At 61.6% G+C, this 25,090-nt stretch carries 19 protein-coding genes; 12 read left to right on the top strand and 7 right to left on the bottom strand.

Features of this window, described 5'->3' with window-relative positions:
• The first annotated feature begins 78 nt into the window (after positions 1-78).
• On the top strand, positions 79-1,014 hold the full coding sequence (locus J3361_RS09905; protein ID WP_207964222.1) for a glutathione S-transferase family protein: 936 nt from the start codon (positions 79-81) through the stop codon (positions 1,012-1,014).
• Between the two features lie 187 nt (positions 1,015-1,201).
• Here J3361_RS09905 and yejK read toward each other — a convergent pair whose 3' ends face one another.
• Positions 1,202-2,206: a nucleoid-associated protein YejK gene (yejK, locus tag J3361_RS09900; protein WP_030139623.1), complete on the bottom strand. Its 1,005-nt coding sequence runs from the start codon at positions 2,204-2,206 to the stop codon at positions 1,202-1,204.
• Between the two features lie 396 nt (positions 2,207-2,602).
• Here yejK and J3361_RS09895 point away from each other — a divergent pair, with 396 nt between their 5' ends.
• Positions 2,603-2,884, top strand: a complete 282-nt coding sequence (locus J3361_RS09895; RefSeq protein ID WP_058544106.1) for an HU family DNA-binding protein — start codon at positions 2,603-2,605, stop codon at positions 2,882-2,884.
• 187 nt (positions 2,885-3,071) lie between these two features.
• Here J3361_RS09895 and rlmF read toward each other — a convergent pair whose 3' ends face one another.
• The 5 genes from rlmF to J3361_RS09870 form a co-directional block, all read right to left on the bottom strand.
• Complete coding sequence (gene rlmF / locus J3361_RS09890; RefSeq protein WP_207964221.1) at positions 3,072-4,097, bottom strand: 23S rRNA (adenine(1618)-N(6))-methyltransferase RlmF; 1,026 nt, start codon at positions 4,095-4,097, stop codon at positions 3,072-3,074.
• A 263-nt stretch (positions 4,098-4,360) separates the two neighbouring features.
• Positions 4,361-7,207, bottom strand: coding sequence for a valine--tRNA ligase (locus J3361_RS09885; protein WP_207964220.1), 2,847 nt, complete (start codon positions 7,205-7,207; stop codon positions 4,361-4,363).
• Between the two features lie 195 nt (positions 7,208-7,402).
• Positions 7,403-7,792, bottom strand: coding sequence for a DNA polymerase III subunit chi (locus J3361_RS09880; RefSeq protein WP_207964215.1), 390 nt, complete (start codon positions 7,790-7,792; stop codon positions 7,403-7,405).
• Positions 7,793-7,800: 8 nt separating this feature from the next.
• Positions 7,801-8,229, bottom strand: a complete 429-nt coding sequence (locus J3361_RS09875; protein ID WP_207964214.1) for a DNA polymerase III subunit chi — start codon at positions 8,227-8,229, stop codon at positions 7,801-7,803.
• Between the two features lie 60 nt (positions 8,230-8,289).
• Positions 8,290-9,780: a leucyl aminopeptidase gene (locus tag J3361_RS09870; protein ID WP_207964213.1), complete on the bottom strand. Its 1,491-nt coding sequence runs from the start codon at positions 9,778-9,780 to the stop codon at positions 8,290-8,292.
• A gap of 413 nt (positions 9,781-10,193) precedes the next feature.
• Here J3361_RS09870 and lptF point away from each other — a divergent pair, with 413 nt between their 5' ends.
• The 8 genes from lptF (at position 10,194) to pdxJ (ending at position 18,657) form a co-directional block, all read left to right on the top strand.
• Positions 10,194-11,315 carry an LPS export ABC transporter permease LptF gene (lptF, locus tag J3361_RS09865; RefSeq protein ID WP_207964212.1) on the top strand — a complete coding sequence of 374 codons (1,122 nt, stop codon included), beginning with the start codon at positions 10,194-10,196 and terminating at the stop codon, positions 11,313-11,315.
• Positions 11,308-12,369: an LPS export ABC transporter permease LptG gene (gene lptG / locus J3361_RS09860; RefSeq protein ID WP_207964211.1), complete on the top strand. Its 1,062-nt coding sequence runs from the start codon at positions 11,308-11,310 to the stop codon at positions 12,367-12,369. Before lptF ends, lptG begins: the two co-directional genes overlap by 8 nt.
• A gap of 208 nt (positions 12,370-12,577) precedes the next feature.
• Positions 12,578-14,377, top strand: coding sequence for a translation elongation factor 4 (gene lepA, locus J3361_RS09855; protein ID WP_207964210.1), 1,800 nt, complete (start codon positions 12,578-12,580; stop codon positions 14,375-14,377).
• Between the two features lie 5 nt (positions 14,378-14,382).
• A complete protein-coding gene (gene lepB, locus J3361_RS09850; protein WP_207964208.1) occupies positions 14,383-15,237 on the top strand; it encodes a signal peptidase I in 855 nt (284 codons plus the stop codon).
• 185 nt (positions 15,238-15,422) lie between these two features.
• Complete coding sequence (rnc, locus tag J3361_RS09845) at positions 15,423-16,112, top strand: ribonuclease III (protein WP_207964206.1); 690 nt, start codon at positions 15,423-15,425, stop codon at positions 16,110-16,112.
• Entirely contained in the window at positions 16,105-17,007 is a 903-nt protein-coding gene (era, locus tag J3361_RS09840; protein WP_003205264.1) for a GTPase Era, read from the top strand. Before rnc ends, era begins: the two co-directional genes overlap by 8 nt.
• A 167-nt stretch (positions 17,008-17,174) precedes the next feature.
• Positions 17,175-17,864, top strand: coding sequence for a DNA repair protein RecO (gene recO / locus J3361_RS09835; RefSeq protein ID WP_207964204.1), 690 nt, complete (start codon positions 17,175-17,177; stop codon positions 17,862-17,864).
• A 49-nt stretch (positions 17,865-17,913) separates the two neighbouring features.
• A complete protein-coding gene (gene pdxJ / locus J3361_RS09830; protein ID WP_207964201.1) occupies positions 17,914-18,657 on the top strand; it encodes a pyridoxine 5'-phosphate synthase in 744 nt (247 codons plus the stop codon).
• A 193-nt stretch (positions 18,658-18,850) separates the two neighbouring features.
• Here the strand turns inward: pdxJ and mltF are convergent, their stop codons facing one another.
• Positions 18,851-20,311 (bottom strand): membrane-bound lytic murein transglycosylase MltF, encoded by a 1,461-nt coding sequence (gene mltF, locus J3361_RS09825; RefSeq protein WP_207964199.1) that lies wholly within the window; start codon positions 20,309-20,311, stop codon positions 18,851-18,853.
• A gap of 288 nt (positions 20,312-20,599) precedes the next feature.
• On the opposite strand from mltF, the gene purL reads away from it, so the two are divergent.
• Both purL and J3361_RS09815 read left to right on the top strand, forming a co-directional pair.
• Entirely contained in the window at positions 20,600-24,496 is a 3,897-nt protein-coding gene (gene purL, locus J3361_RS09820; RefSeq protein ID WP_207964198.1) for a phosphoribosylformylglycinamidine synthase, read from the top strand.
• A 4-nt stretch (positions 24,497-24,500) separates the two neighbouring features.
• Entirely contained in the window at positions 24,501-24,812 is a 312-nt protein-coding gene (locus J3361_RS09815) for a YqfO family protein (protein WP_207964196.1), read from the top strand.
• Positions 24,813-25,090 lie beyond the last annotated feature (278 nt).

Raw genomic sequence — 25,090 nt, 5'->3', positions numbered from 1 at the left:
AGGCCTTTATCAGGCCGGTAGGCTGGCCGGGTCAGGCGCGCTAAGCTGCAAGACTTCATTCCAGTAGTGGCGAATCCCATGTCAGAGTTGATTCTTCATCATTACCCGACGTCTCCTTTCGCGGAAAAAGCCCGGCTGTTGCTGGGTTTCAAGGGTTTGTCCTGGCGTTCGGTGAGCATCCCGCCCATGATGCCCAAGCCTGACCTGACGGCACTGACGGGCGGCTATCGCAAGACACCGGTGTTGCAGATTGGCGCGGATATCTATTGCGATACGTCGCTGATCGCTCGTCGACTGGAGCAGGAAAAAGCCTCGCCGGCGCTGTTCCCCGAAGGCCGGGAAATGCTGGCCGCGTCCTTTGCGGCCTGGGCCGATTCGGTGGTGTTCCAGCATGCCGTGAGCCTGGTGTTCCAGCCTGAATCGGTGGCGGTGCGTTTCGCCAAACTATCGCCTGAAGCCATCAAGGCATTCATCAGCGACCGCGCCGGGCTGTTCAGTGGCGGCACGACCACGCGCTTGTCCGCCGACCAGGCCAAGCATCAGTGGCCGACGATCATGGCGCGCCTTGAACAACAATTGCAGCGCGAGGAAGGCGATTTCCTGTTGGGTGATCCGTCGATTGCCGACTTCGCCATGGCCCATCCGCTGTGGTTTCTCAAGGGCACCCCCGTGACCTCGCCATTGGTGGACGCGTATCCGGCTGTCTCGGCCTGGTTGGTCCGGGTGCTGGGTTTCGGCCATGGTGCCTCGAGCCAGATGAGTTCCGAAGAGGCCTTGGATGCTGCCCGTAACACTGCGCCGGCTGCACTGCCGGATGAGTCGTTTGAAGAGCCGAACGGGTTCGCGGCTGGGCAGCAAGTGACCATCGCCGCGACGGACTATGGTGTCGATCCGGTGGCCGGGGAGTTGGTGTTTGCGGGCAGCGAGGAATTGATCCTGCGCCGGGAAGATGAGCGTGGCGGGGTGGTGCATGTGCACTTTCCGCGGTTTGGCTTCCGGATCGAGGCCCGATGAACAACGAATGACCTTGTTGTGGGAGCGAGCTTGGTGGGAGCAAGGCTTGCCCGCGATGAACGCGCCGCGGTCTCTTGAGTACCGCAGCGCCTGGATCGCGAGCAAGCTTTGCTCCCACAAAGCTCGCGATGAGGCCTTCAAATCTATATCGCGGACAGCGCCCTACGAACTCGCACCCTGCCGAGCATCAGTTGCGGCGCTTGAGCTGATCGGTCAACGACGTCGGCAACCCCTTGATGATCAACGTCCCAGCCTCTTCGTCATATTCGATCTTAGAGCCCAGCAGGTGCGCTTCGAAGCTGATGGACAAGCCTTCGGCGCGGCCGGTGAAGCGGCGGAACTGGTTGAGGGTGCGTTTATCCGCCGGGATCTCCGGTGACAGGCCGTAGTCCTTGTTGCGGATGTGATCGTAGAAGGCTTTCGGCCGTTCTTCGTCGATCAGCTCGGACAGTTCTTCCAGGCCCATGGGCTCGCCGAGCTTGGCCTGGCTGCTGGCGTAATCCACCAGGGTCTTGGTTTTTTCCCGGGCATCGTCTTCCGGCAAGTCTTCGCTTTCGACGAAGTCGCTGAAGGCCTTGAGCAGGGTGCGGGTCTCGCCGGGGCCGTCGACGCCTTCCTGGCAGCCGATGAAGTCACGGAAGTATTCCGAGACCTTCTTGCCGTTCTTGCCCTTGATGAACGAGATGTACTGTTTGGATTGCTTGTTGTTCTGCCATTCCGATACGTTGATCCGCGCCGCCAGGTGCAACTGGCCCAGGTCCAGGTGACGGGACGGGGTCACGTCCAGCTCATCGGTCACCGCCACGCCTTCACTGTGGTGAAGCAGGGCGATGGCCAAGTAATCCGTCATGCCCTGCTGGTAATGCGCGAACAACACGTGGCCGCCCACCGACAGGTTGGACTCTTCCATCAGTTTTTGCAGGTGCTCCACCGCCACGCGACTGAACGCGGTGAAATCCTTGCCGCCGTCCAGGTATTCCTTCAACCAGCCGCTGAACGGATGCGCCCCGGACTCGGCGTGGAAAAAGCCCCAGGCCTTGCCTTGCTTGGCGTTATAGCTTTCGTTGAGGTCGGCGAGCATGTTCTCGATGGCCGTGGACTCTGCCAGTTCGGAGTCGCGGGCGTGGAGCACAGCAGGGGTGCCGTCGGGTTTTTTGTCGATCAGGTGGACGATGCAATGACGGATCGGCATGGATTTCTCGGCTGATGAAAGAGAGGAGGGCGCGCTCCCCGAAAAAGGGCCCAGTGTACCGCAATCGCTGGTTTGGGGACCCTGCAAAGGCCCTTTCAGGCCCGTCCGACCGCCTATATGCAATTTTTTAACGTTTTAGCGCAAGAAAGCTGACCAAATGGGTAGCTAGAGGCGGATATTTCAGAGGCGTTGTGCTAGTTTTGCCCGGTCTTACGCGATGTCACTGCGTTAAGCGTGCATTCAGCATCTGTCAGGTCGAACCAAACCCGGTTTTCGGCATCTATTACCCCGATCCGTCGTGGTGATTGCCGAGGGTGCCTGATCCAGATAGATCGGGCTCGATGGCTGACACTGCACTCTGCAATCCATATGAATTTGATAGGGAAGGAACACTACATGGCTCTTACTAAAGACCAACTGATCGCTGATTTGGCTGAATCTGTAGACGCACCAAAAGCTACTGTGCGTGCTCTGCTGGACCAACTGGGCCAAGTCGTTGCCGATCAGCTGGAAAATGGCGGCGAAATCACTCTGCCAGGTGTTGGCAAGCTGAAAGTCACCGAGCGTCCTGCCCGTACCGGCCGTAACCCTTCGACTGGTGCTGCCATCGAAATCGCTGCCAAGAAAGTGATCAAGCTGGTTGTGGCCAAAGGCCTGACCGACGCGGTCAACAAGTAAGACCGCTGTAAAAAAAACCGTGCCTCGGAGCGATCCGGGCACGGTTTTTTATTGCCTTGGGAAAAATGGCCTGTGGTGAGGGCATTTGTGGGAGCAAGGCTTGCCCGCGAGACAGCCGATGCGATCTTTCAGAAACCGAGTCGCTTTCATCGCGGGCAAGCCTTGCTCCCACTGGCCTTGCATCCACTCAGCCCTTGCGGACCCAGCGCTCACGCCGCCAGATCTGCTGCTCGGACTTGGTCTGGAAAGTCCACGCCACAAAGCGACTCTGCTTCTGCCCCTGCGACATCTCCACCACCTGGCTCTCCAGCGCGCCAGCCTTCTTCAACGCAGTTTCGATCACCGGCAGGTTCGAGGCTTTCGACACTAACGTACTGAACCACAGAACCTTGTGTTGGAAGTTCGCACTTTCGGCAATCAACTGCGTCACAAAGCGTGCTTCACCGCCTTCACACCATAACTCCGCCGATTGCCCGCCGAAGTTCAGCACCGGCAGCTTGCGCTTCGGATCAGCCTTGCCCAGGGCCCGCCACTTGCGCTGGCTGCCCTTGGTCGCTTCTTCCATCGAGGCGTGGAACGGCGGGTTGCACATGGTCAGGTCGAAACGCTCGCCCGGTTCCAGCAAGCCGATGAGGATGTGCTTGCGGTTTTCCTGCTGGCGCAGCTGGATGACCTTGTTCAGATCGTTGGACTGAACGATGGCCCTGGCGGCCGCCACGGCTGTCGGGTCGATCTCCGAGCCGAGGAAGTGCCAGCGGTATTCGCTGTTGCCGATCAGCGGATAAACGCAATTGGCGCCCATACCGATGTCCAGCACATTGACGATTGCGCCACGCGGCACCTTGCCGTCGTTCATGCTCGCCAGCAGGTCAGCGAGAAAGTGCACGTAATCGGCGCGGCCTGGAACCGGAGGGCAGAGGTAATCCGCGGGGATGTCCCAGTGCTGGATGCCATAGAACGCCTTGAGCAGCGCCCGGTTGAACACCCGCACCGCGTCGGGGCTGGCGAAGTCGATGCTTTCCTTGCCGTACGGGTTGGTGATCACAAACTTGGCCAGTTCGGGTGTGCTCTTGATCAGCGCCGGGAAGTCGTAACGACCCTGATGGCGGTTGCGCGGGTGCAGGCTGGCCTTCTCACGCGGCGCCACGGCTTTGCTTGGGGACGCGGCGTCAGGCTTCTTGCGTGCGGGTTTGGGAGTGCGGGGGGCGTTCATGGGCGTGGCCGATTCGGGTATGGCTGAAAATGGCGGGTATTGTCCCACATCCGGCCCCTGGGAACCCAACTGCAACGATCAGCGCGATCTACTGTGGGAGCGAGCCTGCTCGCGATAGCGGTGGATCAGCTTGCATCAATGTTGAATGTACCGCCGTCATCGCGAGCAGGCTCGCTCCCACAGAGGAGGGCAGCGTTCGCAAGAATAGGGGTGCAAAAAAAAGGAGGCCACCGGGGCCTCCTTCTTTCCACTGCGAACCACCGTTACAGGCTGGAGATCCGCCCATGCTGCTCGGCCAGCTTGCCCAGGGCCTGTTCGGCCTCGGCCAGCTTGGCCCGTTCCTTCTCGATGACTTCGGCCGGCGCCTTGTCGACGAAGCCAGCGTTGGACAGCTTGCCGCCGACCCGCTGCACTTCGCCTTTCAGACGCAGGATTTCCTTGTCCAGGCGCGCCAGTTCGGCCGCCTTGTCGATCAGGCCCGCCATCGGCACCAGCACTTCCATCTCGCCAACCAGGGCGGTGGCCGACAATGGCGCTTCTTCGCCAGTGGCCAGAACCGTCACCGATTCGAGCTTCGCCAGTTTCTTGAGCAACGCTTCGTTTTCGTTGAGGCGGCGCAGGTCTTCGGCGCTGGCGTTCTTGAGGAACAGGGTCAGCGGCTTGCCCGGGCCGATGTTCATTTCGGCGCGGATGTTACGCAGGCCCAGCATGAAGGTCTTCAGCCACTCGATGTCGTCCTCGGCCGCCGGATCGATGCGGCTCTCGTTGGCCACCGGCCACGGTTGCAGCATGATCGTCTTGCCTTGGATGCCCGCCAGCGGCGCGATGCGCTGCCAGATTTCCTCGGTGATGAACGGCATGAACGGATGCGCCAGGCGCAGGGCCACTTCCAGTACGCGCACCAGGGTGCGGCGGGTGCCGCGCTGGCGTTCGACCGGTGCGTTTTCGTCCCACAGCACCGGCTTGGACAGTTCCAGGTGCCAGTCGCAGTACTGGTTCCAGATGAACTCGTACAAGGCTTGTGCGGCCAGGTCGAAACGGAATTGGTCCAGTTGGCGGGTCACTTCGGCTTCGGTGCGTTGCAACTGGGAAATGATCCAGCGATCGGCCAGGCTCAGCTCGTAGGCTTCGCCGTTCTGGCCGCAGTCTTCGCCCTTGTCCAGCACGTAGCGCGCAGCGTTCCAGATTTTGTTGCAGAAGTTGCGATAGCCTTCGACGCGGCCCATGTCGAACTTGATGTCGCGACCGGTGGACGCCAGCGAACAGAAGGTGAAGCGCAGGGCGTCGGTGCCGTAGCTGGCGATGCCCTCGGCGAACTCTTCGCGGGTGGCTTTTTCGATCTTCTTCGCCAGTTTCGGCTGCATCAGGCCGGAGGTGCGTTTTTGCACCAGGGTTTCCAGGTCGATACCGTCGATAATGTCCAGCGGGTCCAGGACGTTACCCTTGGACTTGGACATCTTCTGGCCCTGGCCGTCGCGCACCAGGCCGTGGACGTAGACGGTCTTGAACGGCACTTGCGGGGTGCCGTCTTCGTTCTTCACCAGGTGCATGGTCAGCATGATCATCCGGGCAACCCAGAAGAAAATGATGTCGAAGCCGGTGACCAGCACGTCGGTGGAGTGGAATTTCTTCAGGAATTCGGTCTGCTGCGGCCAGCCCAGTGTGGAGAAGGTCCACAAGCCCGAGCTGAACCAAGTGTCGAGGACGTCGTTGTCCTGCGCCAGGGCAACGTCCGGACCGAGGTTGTGCTTGGCGCGGACTTCGGCTTCATCGCGGCCGACATAGACCTTGCCCGACTCGTCGTACCAGGCCGGGATGCGGTGGCCCCACCAGAGCTGGCGGCTGATGCACCAATCCTGGATGTCGCGCATCCACGAGAAGTACATGTTCTCGTATTGCTTGGGCACGAACTGGATGCGACCGTCTTCCACGGCGGCAATCGCAGGCTCGGCCAGCGGCTTGGTGGACACGTACCACTGGTCGGTCAGCCACGGCTCGATGATGGTGCCGGAGCGGTCGCCTTTCGGGACTTTCAGGGCGTGATCGTCGACGCTGACCAGCAGGCCGGCGGCCTCGAACGCCGCGACGATCTGCTTGCGCGCCTCGAAGCGGTCCAGGCCGGCGTATTCGGCCGGGATCTGGCCGTCGACGTTTTCGTTCAGGGTGCCGTCGAGGTTGAAGGCCTGGGCGGCCGGCAACACATGGGCGTTCTTATCGAAGATGTTCAGCAGCGGCAGGTTGTGGCGCTTGCCGACTTCGTAGTCGTTGAAATCGTGGGCCGGGGTGATTTTCACGCAGCCGGTGCCGAATTCGGGGTCGCAGTAATCGTCGCCGATGATCGGGATACGACGGCCAACCAACGGCAACTCGACAAATTTGCCGATCAGCGCCTGATAGCGCTCATCGTTCGGGTTCACTGCCACGGCGGAATCGCCCAGCATGGTTTCCGGACGCGTGGTGGCGACGATCAGGTAATCCTTGCCGTCGGCGGTCTTGGCGCCGTCGGCCAGCGGGTACTTCAGGTTCCACAGGAAGCCTTTCTCGTCGTGGTTCTCCACTTCGAGGTCGGAAATGGCTGTGTGCAACTTGGTGTCCCAGTTGACCAGGCGCTTGCCGCGATAGATCAGCCCGTCTTCATGCAGGCGCACGAAGGCTTCTTTAACCGCTTCCGAAAGACCGTCGTCCATGGTGAAGCGTTCGCGGCTCCAGTCCACGGATGAACCGAGGCGGCGGATCTGGCGGCTGATGTTGCCACCGGATTCGTCTTTCCATTCCCAGACTTTCTCGAGGAACTTCTCGCGACCCAGGTCATGGCGGTTCTGGCCCTGGGCTTCGAGGCGGCGTTCCACCAGCATCTGCGTGGCGATACCGGCGTGGTCGGTGCCCGGCTGCCATAAGGTGTTGCGACCTTGCATGCGGCGGAAACGGATCAGGGCGTCCATGATCGCATTGTTGAAGCCGTGGCCCATGTGCAGGCTGCCGGTGACGTTCGGCGGCGGGATCATGATTGTGTAGGAATCGCCCGCGCCTTGCGGAGCGAAATAATTCTCTGACTCCCAGGTGTTGTACCAGGAAGTTTCAATGGCGTGCGGCTGGTAGGTCTTATCCATGCGCGGCGGGACCCTATTGGCATTTATTCAGGAAAAGCCGGGAAGTATAGCGGGGGGGGCAGCTACAAGCCATAAGACACAGCCGCAAGCTACAAGCTACAAGCTACAAGCTACAAGCTACAAGCTACAAGCCAAAAGCCAAAAGCCAAAAGCCAAAAGCGGGATCCGGCTTTTGCTTTTGATTTTACTTGCAGCTTAAAGCTTGTCGCTCACAGCTGCGGCGACTAGCCGCTCCATCCTTGCATCCAGCCGACGCTTGATCTCGGTCTCGATATGCGGGGCGAAGTCGTCGATGACGTCTTGCATGATCAACTGCGCGGCAGCGCGCAACTCGCGGTCCAGGTGCAGCAGGGCGTCGGGGCCCTTGGCTTCGGCCTTGGCGGCAGGCTCGGGTTCGGGCTGGCCGTTGATCGGATCGAACAACAGGGGAATCTGTTCATCATGCACCGGTTCATGAGCAGGCTCATGCACGACCGTGTCGGTCAGCAGCGGTGGTTGCAGGTTGTCGTCGCCGAGCAGTTGGCGGATCGACTCGAGGTCATCCAGCAGGTGCGCGGGCTTTTGTGGCGATTTTGGAGTGTCCATCGTAGGGCTCAGAGTCGCTGTAAACGGTGGTCTTGCAGAGGATAGCCCTGTTCGCGGTAGAAACGGAAACTCTCCCGCGCGGCTTGTCGGATGGCCGGGTCTTCCACCACCACTTCCGCCACACGGGCGAAGCGCTGGGCAAAGGCCGGTACTTTCAGGTCGAGGTTGACCAGCAGATCCTGGTGATGACCGCAGTCATCTCCCAGCCCCAGCACGATCAGCCCCTCGGGTTCGCTTTCGGCCGGGCCGTGGGGCACGAAGCTCTCGCCCTTGAACGCCCATAGCCGTGCGTCCAGATCCTCGCGTTGGCTGGCATCGCTGCAATGCAGGTAGATGCGGTGTCCCATGCGCCAGGCCTTTTCGGTGAGCTTGCAGGCGAAATCCAGCCGCGCCGACGGATCGGCGCTGGGCAGGATATAAAAATCGACTTTGGTCATTGCGGTTCCTGAGCCGTCGATGGCGCCACCCGAGGATGACGCCAACGACGGTCATTGGTGTCAGGCCTTGGCGCGGTCCAGCAGGTACTGGGTCAGCAGGGGAACCGGACGACCGGTGGCGCCCTTGTCCTTGCCGCCGCTGGTCCAGGCCGTGCCAGCGATGTCCAGGTGTGCCCAGTTCAGGTTCTTGGTGAAGCGCGACAGGAAGCAGGCCGCGGTGATGGTCCCGGCTTTCGGGCCGCCGATGTTGGCGATGTCGGCGAACGGGCTGTCCAGTTGTTCCTGGTACTCGTCGAACAGTGGCAACTGCCAGGCGCGGTCGTCGGCTTGCTGGCCGGCGCTGAGCAATTGGCCAATCAGTTCGTCATTGTTGCCCAGCAGGCCCGAGGTGTGGGCGCCGAGGGCGACGACGCAGGCGCCGGTCAGGGTCGCGATGTCGATCACCGCTTGCGGCTTGAAGCGTTCGGAGTAGGTGAGGGCGTCACACAACACCAGGCGGCCTTCGGCGTCAGTGTTGAGGATTTCCACGGTCTGGCCGCTCATGGTGGTGACAATGTCACCCGGACGCGAGGCCGTGCCGCTGGGCATGTTCTCGGCGCAGGCCAGGATGCACACCAGGTTGATCGGCAGTTGCAACTCGAGCACGGCGCGCAGGGTGCCGAACACGCTCGCGGCACCGCCCATGTCGTACTTCATTTCATCCATGCCGGCGCCCGGCTTGAGGCTGATGCCGCCGGTGTCGAAGGTGATGCCCTTGCCGACCAGTGCATACGGCTTCTCGGACTTCTTGCCGCCGTTGTATTGCATGACGATCAGGCGTGGCGGCTGGGCGCTGCCCTGGCCGACGGAGTAGAACGACCCCATGCCCAGGTCCTTGATCTTTTTCTCGTCGAAGACTTCGACCTTCAGACCTTTGAATTCTTTGCCCAAGGCTTTGGCCTGTTCACCCATGAAGGTCGGGTGGCAGATGTTCGGCGGCAGGTTGCCCAGGTCGCGGGTGAAGGCCATGCCATTGGCAATCGCGGTGGCGTGGGTCACGGCGCGCTGGACTTCAGCCTGGGCGGCCTTGATGGTCAGCAGGGTGATTTTCTTCAGGGCGCGAGGTTCGGCTTTCTGGCTCTTGAACTGGTCGAATTGATATTCGCCATCCACCAGGGTTTCGGCCAGCAGGCGGTTCTTGCCGTAGCTGTCGCGGCCCTTGACCACCAACTCGTCCAGCGCCAGGACGGCATCACCGCCGCCGAGGCCTTTAAGGGTGGCCAACACGCCGGCGATGATTTTACGGAACGGACGGTCGCCCAGTTCGGCGTCCTTGCCCACGCCCACCAGCAGCACGCGCTCGGCCTTGAGGTTGGGCAGGCTGTGCAGCAGCAGGCTCTGGCCGACCTTGCCGGCCAGGTCGCCGCGCTTGAGCACGGCGCTGATGGCCCCGCCGCTCAGGCTGTCGAGCTGGGTGGCGACGACGCCGAGCTGGCGGTTTTCACCGACGGCAACCACCAGCGTGGCGGTTTTCAACGTTTCTGGGCTGACGCTTTTTACAACCAGTTCCATGTCCGGATCCCTGAATGAATGGTCAAGAGGCCAGGCGCCGAAACAGTGGCGCGCTGAGCAGCTGTCTTCTATCTATGAGCCAGCTTCGAGCGGCAAGCTTCAAGCGGCAAGCTGAAGCAGTACGCGTACTGCTCTGAACTTGCCGCTTGGAGCTTGCCGCTTGCAGCTGACCTTATAAAAGAAGCGCCGGCACTTGCCGGCGACAAAGGCCGCAGTTTGAACCCCGGCGCCCGAGCCTGACAACCCTCGGCGCCCCTAACTTTTCGGCTTTGAGCAGCGGGTTAAAGCGTGCGAAGTGACAGGCGCCTTCAATCACAGGATAATGCGGCTCTTTTTTCGGCGGCTCGCAATATGAGTCGGCTCGATACGTTTCTTGTTCGGCCGCCTAGCCTGACAATCGTGGAGTGTCTGGTTTGATCGTCTTTCGTTATCTGTCCCGCGAAGTCCTGCTGACCCTGAGCGCCGTCAGCGCCGTGCTGCTGGTCATCATCATGAGCGGGCGCTTCATCAAATACCTCGCCCAGGCAGCCTCCGGTGCCCTGGATCCGGGCTCACTGTTCCTGATCATGGGGTTCCGCCTGCCCGGCTTCCTGCAATTGATCCTGCCGCTGGGGTTGTTCCTCGGCATTTTGCTGGCCTATGGGCGCTTGTACCTGGACAGCGAAATGACCGTGCTGTCGGCCACCGGCATGAGCCAGCAACGCCTGTTTCGCATGACGCTGTTCCCGGCCACCTTGGTGGCGCTGGTGGTGGCGTGGTTGAGCCTGAGCCTGTCGCCCCAGGGCGCCAACCAGTTCCAGCTGCTGATCAACCAGCAGGACGCCATGACCGAGTTCGACACGTTGGTGCCAGGGCGTTTCCAGGCCCTGCGCGACGGCACGCGGGTGACCTACACCGAACAGCTCTCGGATGACCGGATCAACCTGGGCGGCGTCTTCATTACGCAAAAAAACGTGTCTGCGGACACCAAGAAGGACCGTGGCATTTCCGTGCTGGTGGCCGAGAAGGGCCGGCAGGAAATCAACCCCGACGGCAACCGCTACCTGATCCTGGAGAACGGCTACCGCTATGACGGCAAGCCGGGGCAGGCCGACTACCGGGCCATCAAGTACGACACCTATGGCGTGCTGCTGCCCAAGCCCGAGGTCAGCGACGAAGTCACCGACCGCGACGCGATGCCGACCGCCAGCCTGCTGGGCAACAAGGACATTCGCGCCCGCACCGAGTTGCAATGGCGCCTGTCGCTGCCGCTGCTGGTGTTCATCGTGACCCTCATGGCGGTCCCGTTGTCGCGGGTCAACCCGCGCCAGGGCCGTTTCCTCAAGTTGCTGCCGGCGATTCTCCTGTATATGGCTTACCTGACCATCCTGATTTCCGCCCGCGGCGCCCTGGAGAAGGGCAAGATCCCGCCGGCGCTGGGCTTGTGGTGGGTGCATGGCATCTTCCTCGTCATCGGCCTGGGGCTGCTCTATTGGGAGCCGTTGCGCCTGAAACTCGCCAGTCGTCGCAGCGCGCTGGAGGTGGCCCGTGGTTAAGCTCGACCGCTACATCGGCAGCAGCGTGTTCATGGCGATCCTCGCGGTGCTGGGGATCATCCTTGGCCTGGCGACCTTGTTTGCCTTCATCGATGAAATGAGTGACGTCAGCGATACCTACACCCTGATGGATGTGGCGAGCTACGTCCTGCTGACCGCGCCTCGGCGCCTGTACGACATGCTGCCGATGGCCGCGCTGATCGGCTGCCTGATCGGCCTGGGCAGCCTGGCCAGCAACAGCGAACTGACCATCATGCGCGCCGCCGGCGTGTCCATTGGTCGGATCGTCTGGGCGGTGATGAAGCCCATGCTGGTGTTGATGCTGGTGGGCCTGCTGATCGGCGAGTACATCGCCCCGGCCACCGAGGATACTGCCCAGGCCAACCGTTCCCTGGCCCAGGGCGGCGGCGATGCGCAAAGCGCCAAGCACGGCCTGTGGCACCGCCAGGGCGACGAGTTCATCCACATCAACTCGGTCCAGCCCAATGGCATTCTGTATGGCGTGACCCGTTATCGCTTCGACGAGCAACGGCACATGCTGTCGTCGAGTTTCGCCAAGCGCGCCAAATTCGCCGATGATCACTGGCAACTGAATGATGTCACCACCACCTTGTTCCATGACAAGCGCACCGAGGTGGTCGCCGCCCCGCAAGAGCGTTGGGACGTGTCGATCAGCCCGCAATTGCTCAGTACCGTAGTGATGGCACCTGAATCCCTATCGATTACCGGTTTGTGGGGGTACATCCACTACCTGGCGGACCAGGGCCTGAATAACGGCCGTTACTGGCTGGCTTTTTGGGTCAAAGTGTTGCAACCGCTGGTCACCGCCGCCCTTGTGTTGATGGCGATTTCCTTCATTTTCGGTCCGTTGCGTTCGGTGACCCTGGGGCAGCGGGTGTTTACCGGCGTGCTGGTGGGGTTCACCTTCCGTATCGCCCAGGATCTGCTGGGGCCGTCGAGCCTGGTGTTCGGTTTTTCGCCGCTGTTCGCGGTGCTGGTCCCGGCCGGTATCTGCGCGTTGGCCGGGCTCTGGCTGCTGCGTCGGGCGGGTTGATCGAACGTGTAGCGAGGGGGCCGTGACAGCAAGGCTGTATGGCAAGCTGTGGGAGCAAGGCTTGCCCGCGATGAAGGCCCTGCGGTCTTTCATGGATCGGGGCGGCCGTTTCGCGAGCAAGCTTTGCTCCCACTTGCGCGGTGTATCAGGTACAATTCCCGGCTATTTTTCGGCGGGCCATGCCTGCAGCCTTTTTGAGTGTTGATCCGTGAGTGATTTGAGTCATATCCGCAATTTCTCCATCATCGCCCATATTGACCATGGCAAGTCGACGCTGGCTGATCGCTTCATCCAGATGTGCGGCGGCCTGGCCGAGCGTGAAATGGAAGCCCAGGTCCTGGACTCCATGGACCTCGAGCGTGAGCGCGGGATCACTATCAAGGCCCACAGCGTTACCCTCTATTACAAGGCCCGCGACGGCGTCACCTACCAGCTGAACTTCATCGATACCCCCGGCCACGTCGACTTCACCTATGAAGTCAGCCGGTCGCTGGCGGCCTGTGAAGGTGCGTTGCTGGTGGTCGATGCCGGCCAGGGCGTCGAGGCCCAGTCGGTTGCCAACTGCTACACGGCCATCGAGCAAGGCCTGGAAGTCATGCCGGTGCTGAACAAGATCGACCTGCCCCAGGCCGATCCGGACCGCGTGAAGGAAGAAATCGAAAAAATCATCGGCATCGACGCCACTGACGCGGTCACCTGCAGCGCCAAGACCGGCCTGGGCGTGGACGAAGTGCTCGAGCGCCTGGTGACCACCATTCCCGCGCCTACCGGCAACATCGAAGATCCGCTGCAAGCGTTGATCATCGACTCCTGGTTCGACAACTACCTGGGCGTGGTCTCCCTGGTTCGCGTGCGCCATGGCCGCGTGAAGAAGGGCGACAAGATCCTGGTCAAGTCCACCGGCAAGATCCACCTGGTGGACAGCGTCGGTGTCTTCAACCCGAAACACACCGCCACCGTCGACCTGAAGGCCGGTGAAGTGGGCTTCATCATCGCCGGTATCAAGGACATTCACGGGGCGCCGGTTGGCGACACCCTGACCTTGAGCTCCACCCCCGACGTCGATGTGCTGCCTGGTTTCAAGCGCATTCAGCCGCAGGTCTATGCCGGCCTGTTCCCGGTCAGCTCCGACGACTTCGAGGATTTCCGCGAAGCCCTGCAAAAGCTGACCCTGAACGACTCGTCCCTGCAATACACCCCGGAAAGCTCCGACGCCCTGGGCTTCGGCTTCCGCTGCGGGTTCCTGGGCATGTTGCACATGGAAATCATCCAGGAGCGCCTGGAGCGCGAGTACGACCTGGACCTGATCACCACGGCGCCGACGGTAATTTTCGAGCTGCTGCTCAAGAACGGCGAAACCATCTACGTCGATAACCCGTCCAAGCTGCCGGACCTGTCGGCCATCGAGGACATGCGCGAACCGATCGTGCGGGCCAACATCCTTGTGCCTCAGGAGCACCTGGGTAACGTCATTACCCTGTGCATCGAGAAGCGCGGCGTGCAGCACGACATGCTGTTCCTCGGCTCCCAGGTCCAGGTGACCTACGACCTGCCGATGAACGAAGTGGTGCTGGACTTCTTCGACCGTCTCAAATCCACCAGTCGCGGCTATGCTTCGCTGGACTATCATTTCGATCGTTACCAATCGGCTAATCTGGTGAAGCTGGATGTGCTGATCAACGGTGAGAAAGTCGATGCCCTGGCATTGATCGTGCACCGCGACAACGCGCACTACAAAGGTCGTGCATTGACCGAGAAGATGAAGGAACTGATTCCGCGGCAGATGTTCGATGTGGCAATCCAGGCCGCCATTGGCGGGCAGATTGTGGCGCGTACAACCGTCAAGGCACTCAGAAAGAACGTATTGGCCAAATGCTACGGCGGCGACGTCAGCCGTAAGCGCAAGCTGTTGGAAAAGCAGAAGGCCGGTAAAAAACGCATGAAGCAGGTTGGCAACGTGGAAATTCCACAGGAAGCCTTCCTTGCGGTGCTCAGGTTGGATAGTTAGGTCCTATGTCGCTAAATTTCCCGCTGTTGCTGGTTATCGCCGTGTTTGTCTGCGGTCTGTTGGCGTTGCTTGATCTGTTGTTCCTGGCGCCTCGGCGCCGGGCGGCCATCGCCTCTTATCAGGGCAGCGTCAGCCAGCCTGATGGTGTGGTCATCGAAAAGCTCAACAAGGAACCGCTGCTGGTCGAATACGGCAAGTCGTTCTTCCCGGTGCTGTTCATCGTGCTGGTGCTGCGTTCGTTCCTGGTGGAACCGTTCCAGATCCCGTCCGGCTCGATGAAACCGACCCTGGACGTGGGCGATTTCATCCTGGTGAACAAGTTTTCCTACGGGATCCGCCTGCCGGTGATCGACAAGAAAATCATCGAGGTGGGTGACCCGCAACGCGGCGATGTCATGGTGTTCCGCTTCCCGAGCGACCCGAACGTCAACTACATCAAGCGGGTGGTCGGCCTGCCGGGCGACACGATCCGTTACACCGCCGACAAGCGCCTGTTCGTCAATGGCGAATCGGTAGCCGAACAATTGCTCGGTTCCGAGCCGGGGACACTGGGCAGTGCCGAGCTGTACCAGGAAAAACTCGGTGAGGCCGAACACCTGATCCGCAAGGAAATGAGCCGCTACCGCGCAACGCCGGACCGTTCCTGGACCGTGCCGGCAGGGCACTATTTCATGATGGGCGACAACCGCGACAACTCCAACGACAGCCGTTACTGGGATGATCCGAACATTCCCAAGAACCTGCTGGGCATGGTCCCCGACCGGAACATCGTCGGTAAGGCCTTTGCGGTCTGGATGAGCTGGCCGGAACCCAAACTCAGTCACCTGCCGAATTTCTCGCGGGTTGGCCTGATCAAGTAATCACACACGGCGCTGTTGAACACAGCGCCGAATGCTTTTCTGGAGCCCGTACAAGGGTTGCCCGGAGGCATGAAGCCAACGATAGTCAGGACGTCATTTTTGAACACAGCGTTAATTGTCCCAAGCCAACGGTGCCTTGCCGCCGTGGCGGTGGAATCCAGCCACGAACTCAGCGTGGGTAAACCGTGAGCGTTTCTCTAAGCCGTCTCGAGCGTCAGCTCGGCTACACCTTCAAGGACCCGGACCTGATGCTCCTGGCCCTCACTCACCGCAGTTTTGCCGGGCGCAACAACGAACGCCTGGAGTTCCTCGGTGATGCCATTCTCAACTTCGTGGCCGGTGAGGCGCTGTTCGAGCGCTTTCCCCTGGCCCGCGAAGGCCAGTTGTCGCGTTTGCGCGCACGATTGGTAAAAGGTGAGACCCTGGCCGTACTGGCCCGGGGTTTCGACTTGGGCGATTACCTGCGACTGGGCTCCGGCGAATTGAAAAGCGGCGGTTTCCGGCGCGAGTCGATCCTGGCCGATGCCCTGGAAGCCTTGATTGGCGCGATCTACCTGGATGCAGGCATGGAAATGGCGCGCGAACGCGTGCTGGCCTGGTTGACGTCCGAAATCGACAGCCTGACGCTGGTGGACACCAACAAGGATCCGAAGACCCGCCTGCAGGAATTCCTGCAATCGCGCAGTTGCGAACTGCCGCGTTACGAAGTGGTGGATATCCAGGGTGAGCCGCATTGCCGAACCTTCTTCGTCGAATGCGAAGTTGTCCTATTGAATGAAAAGAGCCGGGGTCAGGGTGTGAGTCGACGTATTGCCGAACAGGTAGCGGCCGCCGCAGCACTGATTGCCTTGGGCGTGGAGAATGGCAATGACTGATACAACCGTCACCCGTTGCGGCTATGTCGCCATTGTCGGTCGGCCGAACGTGGGCAAGTCCACGCTGCTGAACCACATCCTGGGCCAGAAACTGGCGATCACCTCGCGCAAGCCCCAGACCACCCGCCACAACATGCTGGGCATCAAGACCGAAGGCGCCGTACAGGCGATCTACGTCGACACCCCGGGCATGCACAAGGGCGGTGAAAAGGCCCTGAACCGCTACATGAACAAGACTGCCTCGGCGGCGTTGAAGGACGTCGACGTGGTGATCTTCGTGGTCGACCGCACCAAGTGGACCGAAGAAGACCAAATGGTCCTCGAACGCGTCCAGTACGTGACCGGCCCCTTGATCGTGGCGCTGAACAAGACCGACCGTATCGAAGACAAGGCTGAACTGATGCCGCACCTGACCTGGTTGCAGGAACAGTTGCCGAACGCCCAGATCATCCCGATCTCTGCCCAGCACGGCCATAACCTCGACGCGCTGGAGCGGGTGATTGCCGAGCACCTGCCGGAAAACGATCATTTCTTCCCTGAAGACCAGATCACCGACCGCAGCAGCCGTTTCCTCGCCGCCGAGCTGGTGCGCGAGAAAATCATGCGCCAGATGGGCGCCGAGCTGCCGTACCAGATCACCGTAGAGATTGAAGAGTTCAAGCAACAGGGGAAGACCCTGCATATTCATGCGTTGATCCTCGTCGAACGTGACGGCCAGAAGAAAATCATCATTGGCGACAAGGGCGAGCGCATCAAGCGCATCGGCACCGAGGCGCGCAAGGACATGGAGCTGCTGTTCGACTCCAAGATCATGCTCAACCTGTGGGTCAAGGTGAAAGGTGGCTGGTCCGACGACGAGCGGGCGTTGCGTTCGTTGGGTTACGGCGACCTGTAAAGCGTCCAGCGGTACACCACCGACCTTGTGGGAGCGGGCTTGCTCGCGAAGGCGGTGTGTCAGTCAACGATGATGTCGACTGACACACCGCCTTCGCGAGCAAGCCCGCTCCCACATTGGTTTCGGGTTGTTTATAAATTGTGCTCCGTCAGTGAGACTTCGTTTCCATGCCCCCAACTCAACCCACCGCCCAAGCCGCCTACGTCCTCCACAGCCGTGCCTACCGCGAAAGCAGCGCTCTGGTGGACTTCCTCACGCCCCAAGGGCGGTTGCGGGCGGTATTGCGCGGAGCGCGGGGCAAGGCCGGGACGTTGGCACGGCCTTTCGTGCCGCTGGAGGTCGAGTTCCGCGGCCGGGGCGAGTTGAAGAATGTCGGACGCATGGAAAGCAACGGCGTCGCCGCCTGGCTCAATGGCGAGGCGTTGTTCAGCGGCTTGTACCTCAATGAACTGCTGATCCGCCTGCTGCCGGCCGAAGACCCCCACCCGGCGGTCTTCGATCATTACGCCGCCACGCTGCTGGCCCTGGCCGAAGGCCGCCCGCTGGAGCCGCTGCTGCGTTCGTTCGAATGGCGGCTGCTGGATGACCTGGGTTATGGCTTTGCCCTGAACACCGATCTGCACGGCGAGCCCATCGCGGCTGATGGCCTGTACCGCTTGCAAGTGGATGCCGGCCTGGAACGGGTCTACCTGCTGCAACCAGGGCTGTTCAACGGCGCCGAACTGTTGGCCATGGCCGAGGCCGACTGGAGTGCGTCGGGCGCCTTGTCTGCGGCCAAGCGGCTGATGCGCCAGGCATTGGCCGTGCATCTGGGCGGGCGGCCACTGGTCAGCCGCGAGCTGTTTCGCAAGCCCTGATCTACCCGTATGCTGTGGGCCGACTATTTGTCCATTCAGGAGCCTTTTCGTGAGCATCAGCAATCGCATTCTTCTCGGCGTGAACATCGACCATGTCGCCACCCTGCGCCAGGCCCGCGGTACGCGTTACCCGGATCCGGTCAAGGCCGCACTGGACGCGGAAGAAGCGGGGGCCGACGGCATCACCGTGCATCTGCGTGAAGACCGTCGCCATATCCAGGAGCGCGACGTGCTGCTGCTCAAGGACGTGCTGCAAACCCGCATGAACTTTGAAATGGGCGTCACCGAAGAAATGATGGCGTTCGCCGAGCGCATCCGCCCGGCGCACATCTGCCTGGTGCCGGAGACGCGCCAGGAACTGACCACCGAAGGCGGCCTCGACGTCGCGGGCCAGGAGTCGCGGATCAGCCTGGCGGTGGAGCGCCTGTCGAAGATCGGTGCCGAGGTCTCGCTGTTCATCGATGCCGACGAACGGCAGATCGAGGCCTCCAAGCGGGTTGGCGCCCCAGCCATCGAACTGCACACCGGCCGTTATGCCGATGCGGAAACCCCCACGGATGTGGCCGATGAGTTGCAACGGATCGCCGATGGCGTCGCCTTTGGCCTGGCCCAAGGCCTGATCGTCAATGCCGGCCATGGCCTGCACTACCACAACGTCGAAGCCGTCGCGGCCATCAAGGGCATCAACGAGCTGAACATCGGCCATGCACTGGTGGCCCATGCGTTGTTCGTCGGGTTCAAGTCGGCTGTGTCGGAAATGAAAGCGCTGATCCTGGCTGCCGCCAAGTCCTGACCCTGTAACCACATCCTGCGAGAGCTAGCCTGTGGGGCCTAGCCTGCAGGGGGGGGCTAGCCTGTGGGAGCAAAGCTTGCTCGCGATAGCGGACTGACAGTCAAACCGCTATCGCGAGCAAGCTTTGCTCCCACAGGCACCACATTAAGGAGTGTTTGTTCCCACAGGGCCGTTGCTACATTGAGGGGGGCTGTCAGAGCTGCGGGGATTCCTGGTTCGGCTTGCTCTTGTCCACACCCGGCACATGCAGGTTGCCCTCGGCCACTTGGTCGCCCTCAAGCTGCGGCTGGGTCACCCACGTCAGGATGTCGTAGTAGCGACGGATGTTCGCCACGAAATGCACCGGCTCGCCGCCCCGGGCGTAGCCGTAGCGGGTCTTGCTGTACCACTGTTTCTGGGACAGGCGCGGCAGGATTTTCTTCACGTCCAGCCATTTGTTCGGGTTCAGCCCTTCCTTGGCCGCCAGTTTGCGGGCGTCGTCCAGGTGGCCGCTGCCCACGTTATAGGCGGCAAGGGCGAACCAGGTACGGTCCGGCTCCTCGATGCTCTCGTCCAGCTGTTCCTTCATGTAGGCCAGGTACTTGGCGCCGCCCATGATGCTTTGTTTCGGATCCAGGCGGTTGGACACGCCCATGGCCTGGGCAGTGTTCTGGGTCAGCATCATCAGGCCGCGCACGCCGGTCTTGGACGTGACCGTCGGTTGCCAGAGCGATTCCTGGTAGCCAATCGCGGCCAACAGGCGCCAATCGACTTTTTCTTTCTTGGCGTAGGCCTTGAAGTGTTGCTCGTATTTGGGCAGCCGTTGCTGCAAATGCTGGGCGAAGGTGGTTGCGCCCATGTAGCCGAGGACGTCGACGTGCCCGTAGTAGCGGTCCTTGAGCCGTTGCAGCGTGCCGTTTTTCTGCACCTTGTCCAGATAGGCGTTGATTTCGTTGAGCAGGCTGTTGTCTTCGCCGGGACCCACCGCCCAACTTTGGCTGCGGACGTCGCCGAGGTCGAAGGCCACACGCACGTTGGGAAAGTAGACCTGGTTCATCGCCACTTCGTTGGAGTCCACCAGGGTCAGGTCGATCTGGCCCTCGTCCACCATGCGCAGCAGATCGACCACTTCAACCGCGTCGGACTCTTCGTAGTCGATACCCGGATATTGCTGTTTCAACTGCGCCAGCTGTTCGGCGTGGGAGCTGCCCTTGAGCACCATGATCTTCTTGCCGGCCAGGGCTGCCGCGTCGGTGGGGCGTGACTGGCCGTTGCGGTAGATGATCTGGGGGGTGACTTCCAGGTAAGGATGGGAAAACCGTACCTGTTTCTTGCGTTGCTCGCTGCTGACCAGGCCCGCGGCGGCCAAGACCGGCCCGTTGGGCTTGCCCACCTGGCCGAACAGGTCGTCGAGGTTGTCGGCGGTCTCGATTTTAAGCTCGACCCCCAAATCCTCGGCGAAACGCTTCACCAGCTCGTATTCGAAGCCGGTCTCGCCACTGCGATCCTGGAAGTAGGTGGCGGGGCTGTTCCGGGTGACCACCCGCAGCACGCCATCCTCCTTTACGCGCTCCAGTGTGTTGGGTTTCTCAACACAACCACTGAGCACCAGGAAGAGTCCGGTTGCGATCAGCCACTTGGCATATCGCGGACGCAAAGCCGTTGGGGAAAACATCTGCGCAGTATACGCAAACGGCCCCTACCGCCATATCTCGACAGCAAATGGCCAGTCTGCTAGCCGTTGCAAAACATGTCCGCAACACCGGCCGGCCGGGGTGTGGCGGGGTTTGCGTCGCTGAAAAATATCTCTGCGCAAACCTCGGCACGGGTGTCCAATACCGCCGTGTGCGTAAAGACCGACATTCGGCCAGCACCGCGCGTGCCGTTTCGGGTGCCGTTGCCGGCGGTTTAGGCTAGAATGCACGGCCTCAAAGCACACCCCCTTCCCGAGGCTGTCCCGAAGATGTTGATCCTGCGCGGCGCTCCTGCCCTTTCTGCCTTTCGCCACAGCAAACTCCTTGAGCAACTGAGCCAGAAGGTTCCGGCTGTCAGTGGCTTGTATGCTGAATTCGCTCACTTCGCCGAAGTCACCGGCGGTTTGACCGGCGACGAACAGCAGGTGCTAGCGCGCCTTCTGAAGTACGGCCCCAGTGTTCCTGTCCAGGAGCCGGCCGGTCGCCTGTTCCTGGTGTTGCCGCGTTTCGGCACCATTTCGCCATGGTCGAGCAAGGCCAGCGACATTGCCCGCAACTGCGGCCTGGCGAAAATCCAGCGCCTGGAGCGCGGCATTGCCTTTTATGTTGCCGGTGAGTTCAGCGAGGCCGAGGCCCAACTGATCGCCGAAGGCCTGCATGACCGCATGACCCAGGTCGTGCTGGGCAACCTGGAGCAGGCCGCCGGCCTGTTCAGCCACGCCGAGCCCAAGCCCCTGACCGCCATCGACGTACTGGGCGGCGGCCGTGCCGCGCTGGAAAAAGCCAACGCCGAACTGGGCCTGGCCCTGGCCGAAGACGAAATCGATTACCTGGTCAACGCCTTCCAGGGCTTGAAGCGCAACCCCCACGACATCGAACTGATGATGTTCGCCCAGGCCAACTCCGAGCACTGCCGCCACAAGATTTTCAACGCCAGTTGGGATATTGACGGCCAGGACCAGGAAAAAAGCCTGTTCGGCATGATCAAGAACACCTACCAGATGCACAACGAAGGTGTGCTGTCGGCCTACAAGGACAACGCGGCGGTGATCGTCGGCAACGTTGCCGGTCGCTTCTACCCGAACCCTGAGACCCGCCAGTACGGTGCGGTCCAGGAGCCGGTGCACATCCTGATGAAGGTCGAGACCCACAACCACCCGACCGCCATTGCCCCGTTCCCGGGCGCGTCCACCGGCTCCGGTGGCGAGATCCGCGACGAAGGCGCCACCGGGCGCGGCGCCAAGCCCAAGGCAGGCCTGACCGGTTTCACCGTGTCGAACCTGCAGATCCCGGGCTTCGAGCAGCCGTGGGAAAAGCCCTACGGCAAGCCTGAGCGCATCGTCAACGCCCTCGACATCATGATCGAAGGCCCACTGGGCGGCGCGGCGTTCAACAACGAATTCGGCCGTCCGGCCCTGACCGGTTACTTCCGTACCTTCGAACAGTCCATCACCACCCCCCGTGGTGAAGAAGTCCGTGGTTACCACAAACCGATCATGCTCGCCGGCGGCATGGGCAATATCCGCGCCGAACATGTGCAGAAAGGCGAGATCGTGGTCGGCTCCAAGCTGATCGTCCTCGGCGGCCCGGCCATGTTGATCGGCCTGGGTGGCGGCGCCGCTTCCTCCATGGCCACCGGCACCAGCTCGGCCGACCTGGACTTCGCTTCGGTCCAGCGGGAAAACCCGGAAATGGAACGCCGTTGCCAGGAAGTCATCGACCGTTGCTGGCAGTTGGGTGAGCACAATCCCATCAGCTTCATCCACGACGTTGGTGCGGGCGGCCTGTCTAACGCCTTCCCGGAACTGGTCAACGACGGTGGCCGCGGTGGCCGCTTCGAACTGCGCAACATTCCAAACGACGAGCCGGGCATGGCCCCGCACGAAATCTGGAGCAACGAATCCCAGGAACGCTACGTCCTGGCGGTCGGTCCGGCCGACTTCGAACGCTTCCAGGCCATTTGCGAGCGCGAGCGTTGCCCGTTCGCCGTGGTGGGTGAAGCCACCGCCGAGCCGCAACTGACCGTGACCGACAGCCATTTCGGCAACAGCCCGGTGGACATGCCGTTGGAAGTGCTGCTGGGCAAGGCCCCGCGCATGCACCGTTCGGCGGTTCGCGAAGCCGAGCTGGGCGACGATTTCGATCCGTCCACCCTCGACATCACCGATTCCATCGAGCGTGTGCTGCATCACCCGGCCGTGGCGAGCAAGAGCTTCCTGATCACCATCGGCGACCGCACCATCACCGGCCTCGTGGCCCGTGACCAGATGGTCGGCCCATGGCAGGTGCCGGTGGCTGACGTGGCTGTGACCGCCACCAGCTTCGACGTCTACACCGGCGAAGCCATGGCGATGGGCGAACGCACGCCGCTGGCGCTGCTGGACGCCCCGGCCTCGGGCCGCATGGCGATTGGCGAAACCCTGACCAACATCGCGGCGTCGCGTATCGGCAAGATGTCCGACATCAAGCTGTCGGCCAACTGGATGTCCGCCGCCGGTCACCCGGGTGAAGACGCCCGCTTGTATGACACCGTCAAGGCGGTCGGCATGGAGCTGTGCCCTGAGCTGGGCATCACCATTCCAGTGGGCAAGGACTCCATGTCCATGGCCACGCGCTGGAACGACGAAGGCGTGGACAAGAGCGTAACCTCGCCGCTGTCGCTGATCGTGACCGGTTTCGCGCCTGTCACCGATATCCGCCAGACCCTGACCCCGCAACTGCGCATGGACAAGGGCACCACCGACCTGATCCTGATCGACCTGGGCCGTGGCCAGAACCGCATGGGCGCCTCGATCCTGGCCCAGGTGCATGGCAAGCTCGGCTCGCAAGCGCCGGACGTCGATGATGCCGAAGACCTGAAGGCCTTCTTCGCCGTGATCCAGGGCCTCAACGCCGACGGTCACCTGCTGGCCTACCACGACCGTTCCGACGGCGGTTTGCTGACCACCGTGGTGGAAATGGCCTTCGCCGGTCACTGCGGCCTGAGCCTGACCCTCGACAGTGTTGCCGAGTCCAAGGCCGAGATCCCAGCCATCCTGTTCAACGAAGAACTGGGTGCCGTGATCCAGGTTCGCCAGGACGCCACGCCAGACATCCTCGCCCAGTTCAGCGCCGCCGGCCTGGCCGATTGCGTCTCGGTGATCGGCCAGCCGATCAACAACGCGCACATCAACATCACCTTCAACGGCGACACCGTCTTCGAAGGCCAGCGTCGTCTGTTGCAGCGCCAGTGGGCGCAAACCAGCTACCAGATCCAGCGCCTGCGGGACAACGCCGAGTGCGCCGAGCAGGAATTCGACGCGCTGCTGGAAGAAGACAACCCGGGCCTGAGCGCCAAGCTCAGCTACGACGTCAACGACAACGTCGCCGCGCCTTACATCAAGAAAGGCATTCGCCCACAAGTGGCGGTCCTGCGCGAGCAGGGCGTCAACGGCCAGGTGGAGATGGCGGCAGCGTTCGACCGCGCCGGTTTCAACGCGATCGACGTGCACATGAGCGATATCCTGGCCGGTCGTGTCGACCTGAACGACTTCAAGGGCATGGTCGCTTGTGGCGGTTTCTCCTACGGTGACGTGTTGGGCGCCGGTGAAGGCTGGGCCAAGTCGGCGCTGTTCAACAGCCGTGCCCGCGATGCGTTCCAAGGCTTCTTCGAACGCACCGACAGCTTCACCCTCGGCGTGTGCAACGGTTGCCAGATGATGTCCAACCTGCACGAGCTGATCCCGGGCAGCGAGTTCTGGCCGCACTTCGTGCGCAACCGTTCCGAGCAGTTTGAAGCCCGCGTGGCGATGGTCCAGGTCCAGGAGTCGAACTCGATCTTCCTGCAGGGCATGGCCGGTTCGCGCATGCCGATCGCCATCGCCCACGGCGAAGGTCACGCGGAATTCGAAAGCGAAGAAGCCTTGCTCGAAGCCGACCTGTCCGGTTGTGTGTCGCTGCGTTTCGTCGACAACCACGGCAAGGTCACCGAAACCTACCCGGCCAACCCGAACGGCTCGCCGCGTGGGATCACCGGCCTGACCAGCCGCGACGGCCGCGTCACGATCATGATGCCGCACCCGGAGCGGGTGTTCCGCGCGGTGCAGAACTCGTGGCGTTCGGACGACTGGAACGAAGACGCGCCATGGATGCGCATGTTCCGCAACGCGCGCGTCTGGGTGAACTAAGACGGTGTACAAGCTCTGCTTCTTCGTCCCGGCCAGCCATGTGGACGAGGTCAAAAGCGCCGTATTCGCTGCCGGTGGCGGGCGAATCGGCGACTATGACCACTGCGCCTGGCAAGTGCTGGGCCTGGGCCAGTTTCGCCCTTTGGACGGCAGCCAGCCGTTCATTGGCGAGGCGGGGCAGGTTGAGCAGGTCGAGGAATGGAAGGTGGAGCTTGTTGTCGCCGATGAGTTGATCCGTCCAGTGGTGGAAGCGCTGAAACTCAGCCATCCCTACGAGACACCGGCGTATGAAGTGTGGCGGTTGGAGGATTTCTGATCCTCCTCCTGCTGCAATAAAAAACCCGCTGATCGATTCAGCGGGTTTTTTATTGGCTGTGTTTCTGTGTACAAGAACCCTTGTGGCGAGGGAGCTTGCTCCCGCTGGGCTGCGAAGCGGCCCCAAGCTTTTTCCCCCTTCCGGTGGGAACCGACGCGGGGCCACTCACCCCCCCACCGGATGTTTCATCTTCCTTTTTTTCAATTCCGGCCCCCCAGAGCTGCACACCCATCTCTTACACCCTTCTCCGTTTCAACCAAACCTACGCCGAAATATCA

The sequence above is a fragment of the Pseudomonas sp. OA65 genome (genome assembly GCF_017498305.1).
GTDB classification, from domain to species: domain Bacteria; phylum Pseudomonadota; class Gammaproteobacteria; order Pseudomonadales; family Pseudomonadaceae; genus Aquipseudomonas; species Aquipseudomonas zanjanensis.
Note: the sequence above shows the minus strand (reverse complement) of the source record. Positions and strands in the feature narration are given on the sequence as shown.

Coding starts and splice junctions, on each gene's coding strand:
- J3361_RS09870 (WP_207964213.1), bottom strand. CDS start 9,780: ATGGAACTGGTTGTAAAAAGCGTCAGCCCAGAAACGTTGAAAACCGCC.
- J3361_RS09905 (WP_207964222.1), top strand. CDS start 79: ATGTCAGAGTTGATTCTTCATCATTACCCGACGTCTCCTTTCGCGGAA.
- J3361_RS09875 (WP_207964214.1), bottom strand. CDS start 8,229: ATGACCAAAGTCGATTTTTATATCCTGCCCAGCGCCGATCCGTCGGCG.
- lepB (WP_207964208.1), top strand. CDS start 14,383: ATGTCGCTAAATTTCCCGCTGTTGCTGGTTATCGCCGTGTTTGTCTGC.
- yejK (WP_030139623.1), bottom strand. CDS start 2,206: ATGCCGATCCGTCATTGCATCGTCCACCTGATCGACAAAAAACCCGAC.
- J3361_RS09880 (WP_207964215.1), bottom strand. CDS start 7,792: ATGGACACTCCAAAATCGCCACAAAAGCCCGCGCACCTGCTGGATGAC.
- J3361_RS09885 (WP_207964220.1), bottom strand. CDS start 7,207: ATGGATAAGACCTACCAGCCGCACGCCATTGAAACTTCCTGGTACAAC.
- recO (WP_207964204.1), top strand. CDS start 17,175: ATGCCCCCAACTCAACCCACCGCCCAAGCCGCCTACGTCCTCCACAGC.
- rlmF (WP_207964221.1), bottom strand. CDS start 4,097: ATGAACGCCCCCCGCACTCCCAAACCCGCACGCAAGAAGCCTGACGCC.
- mltF (WP_207964199.1), bottom strand. CDS start 20,311: ATGTTTTCCCCAACGGCTTTGCGTCCGCGATATGCCAAGTGGCTGATC.
- purL (WP_207964198.1), top strand. CDS start 20,600: ATGTTGATCCTGCGCGGCGCTCCTGCCCTTTCTGCCTTTCGCCACAGC.
- J3361_RS09895 (WP_058544106.1), top strand. CDS start 2,603: ATGGCTCTTACTAAAGACCAACTGATCGCTGATTTGGCTGAATCTGTA.
- era (WP_003205264.1), top strand. CDS start 16,105: ATGACTGATACAACCGTCACCCGTTGCGGCTATGTCGCCATTGTCGGT.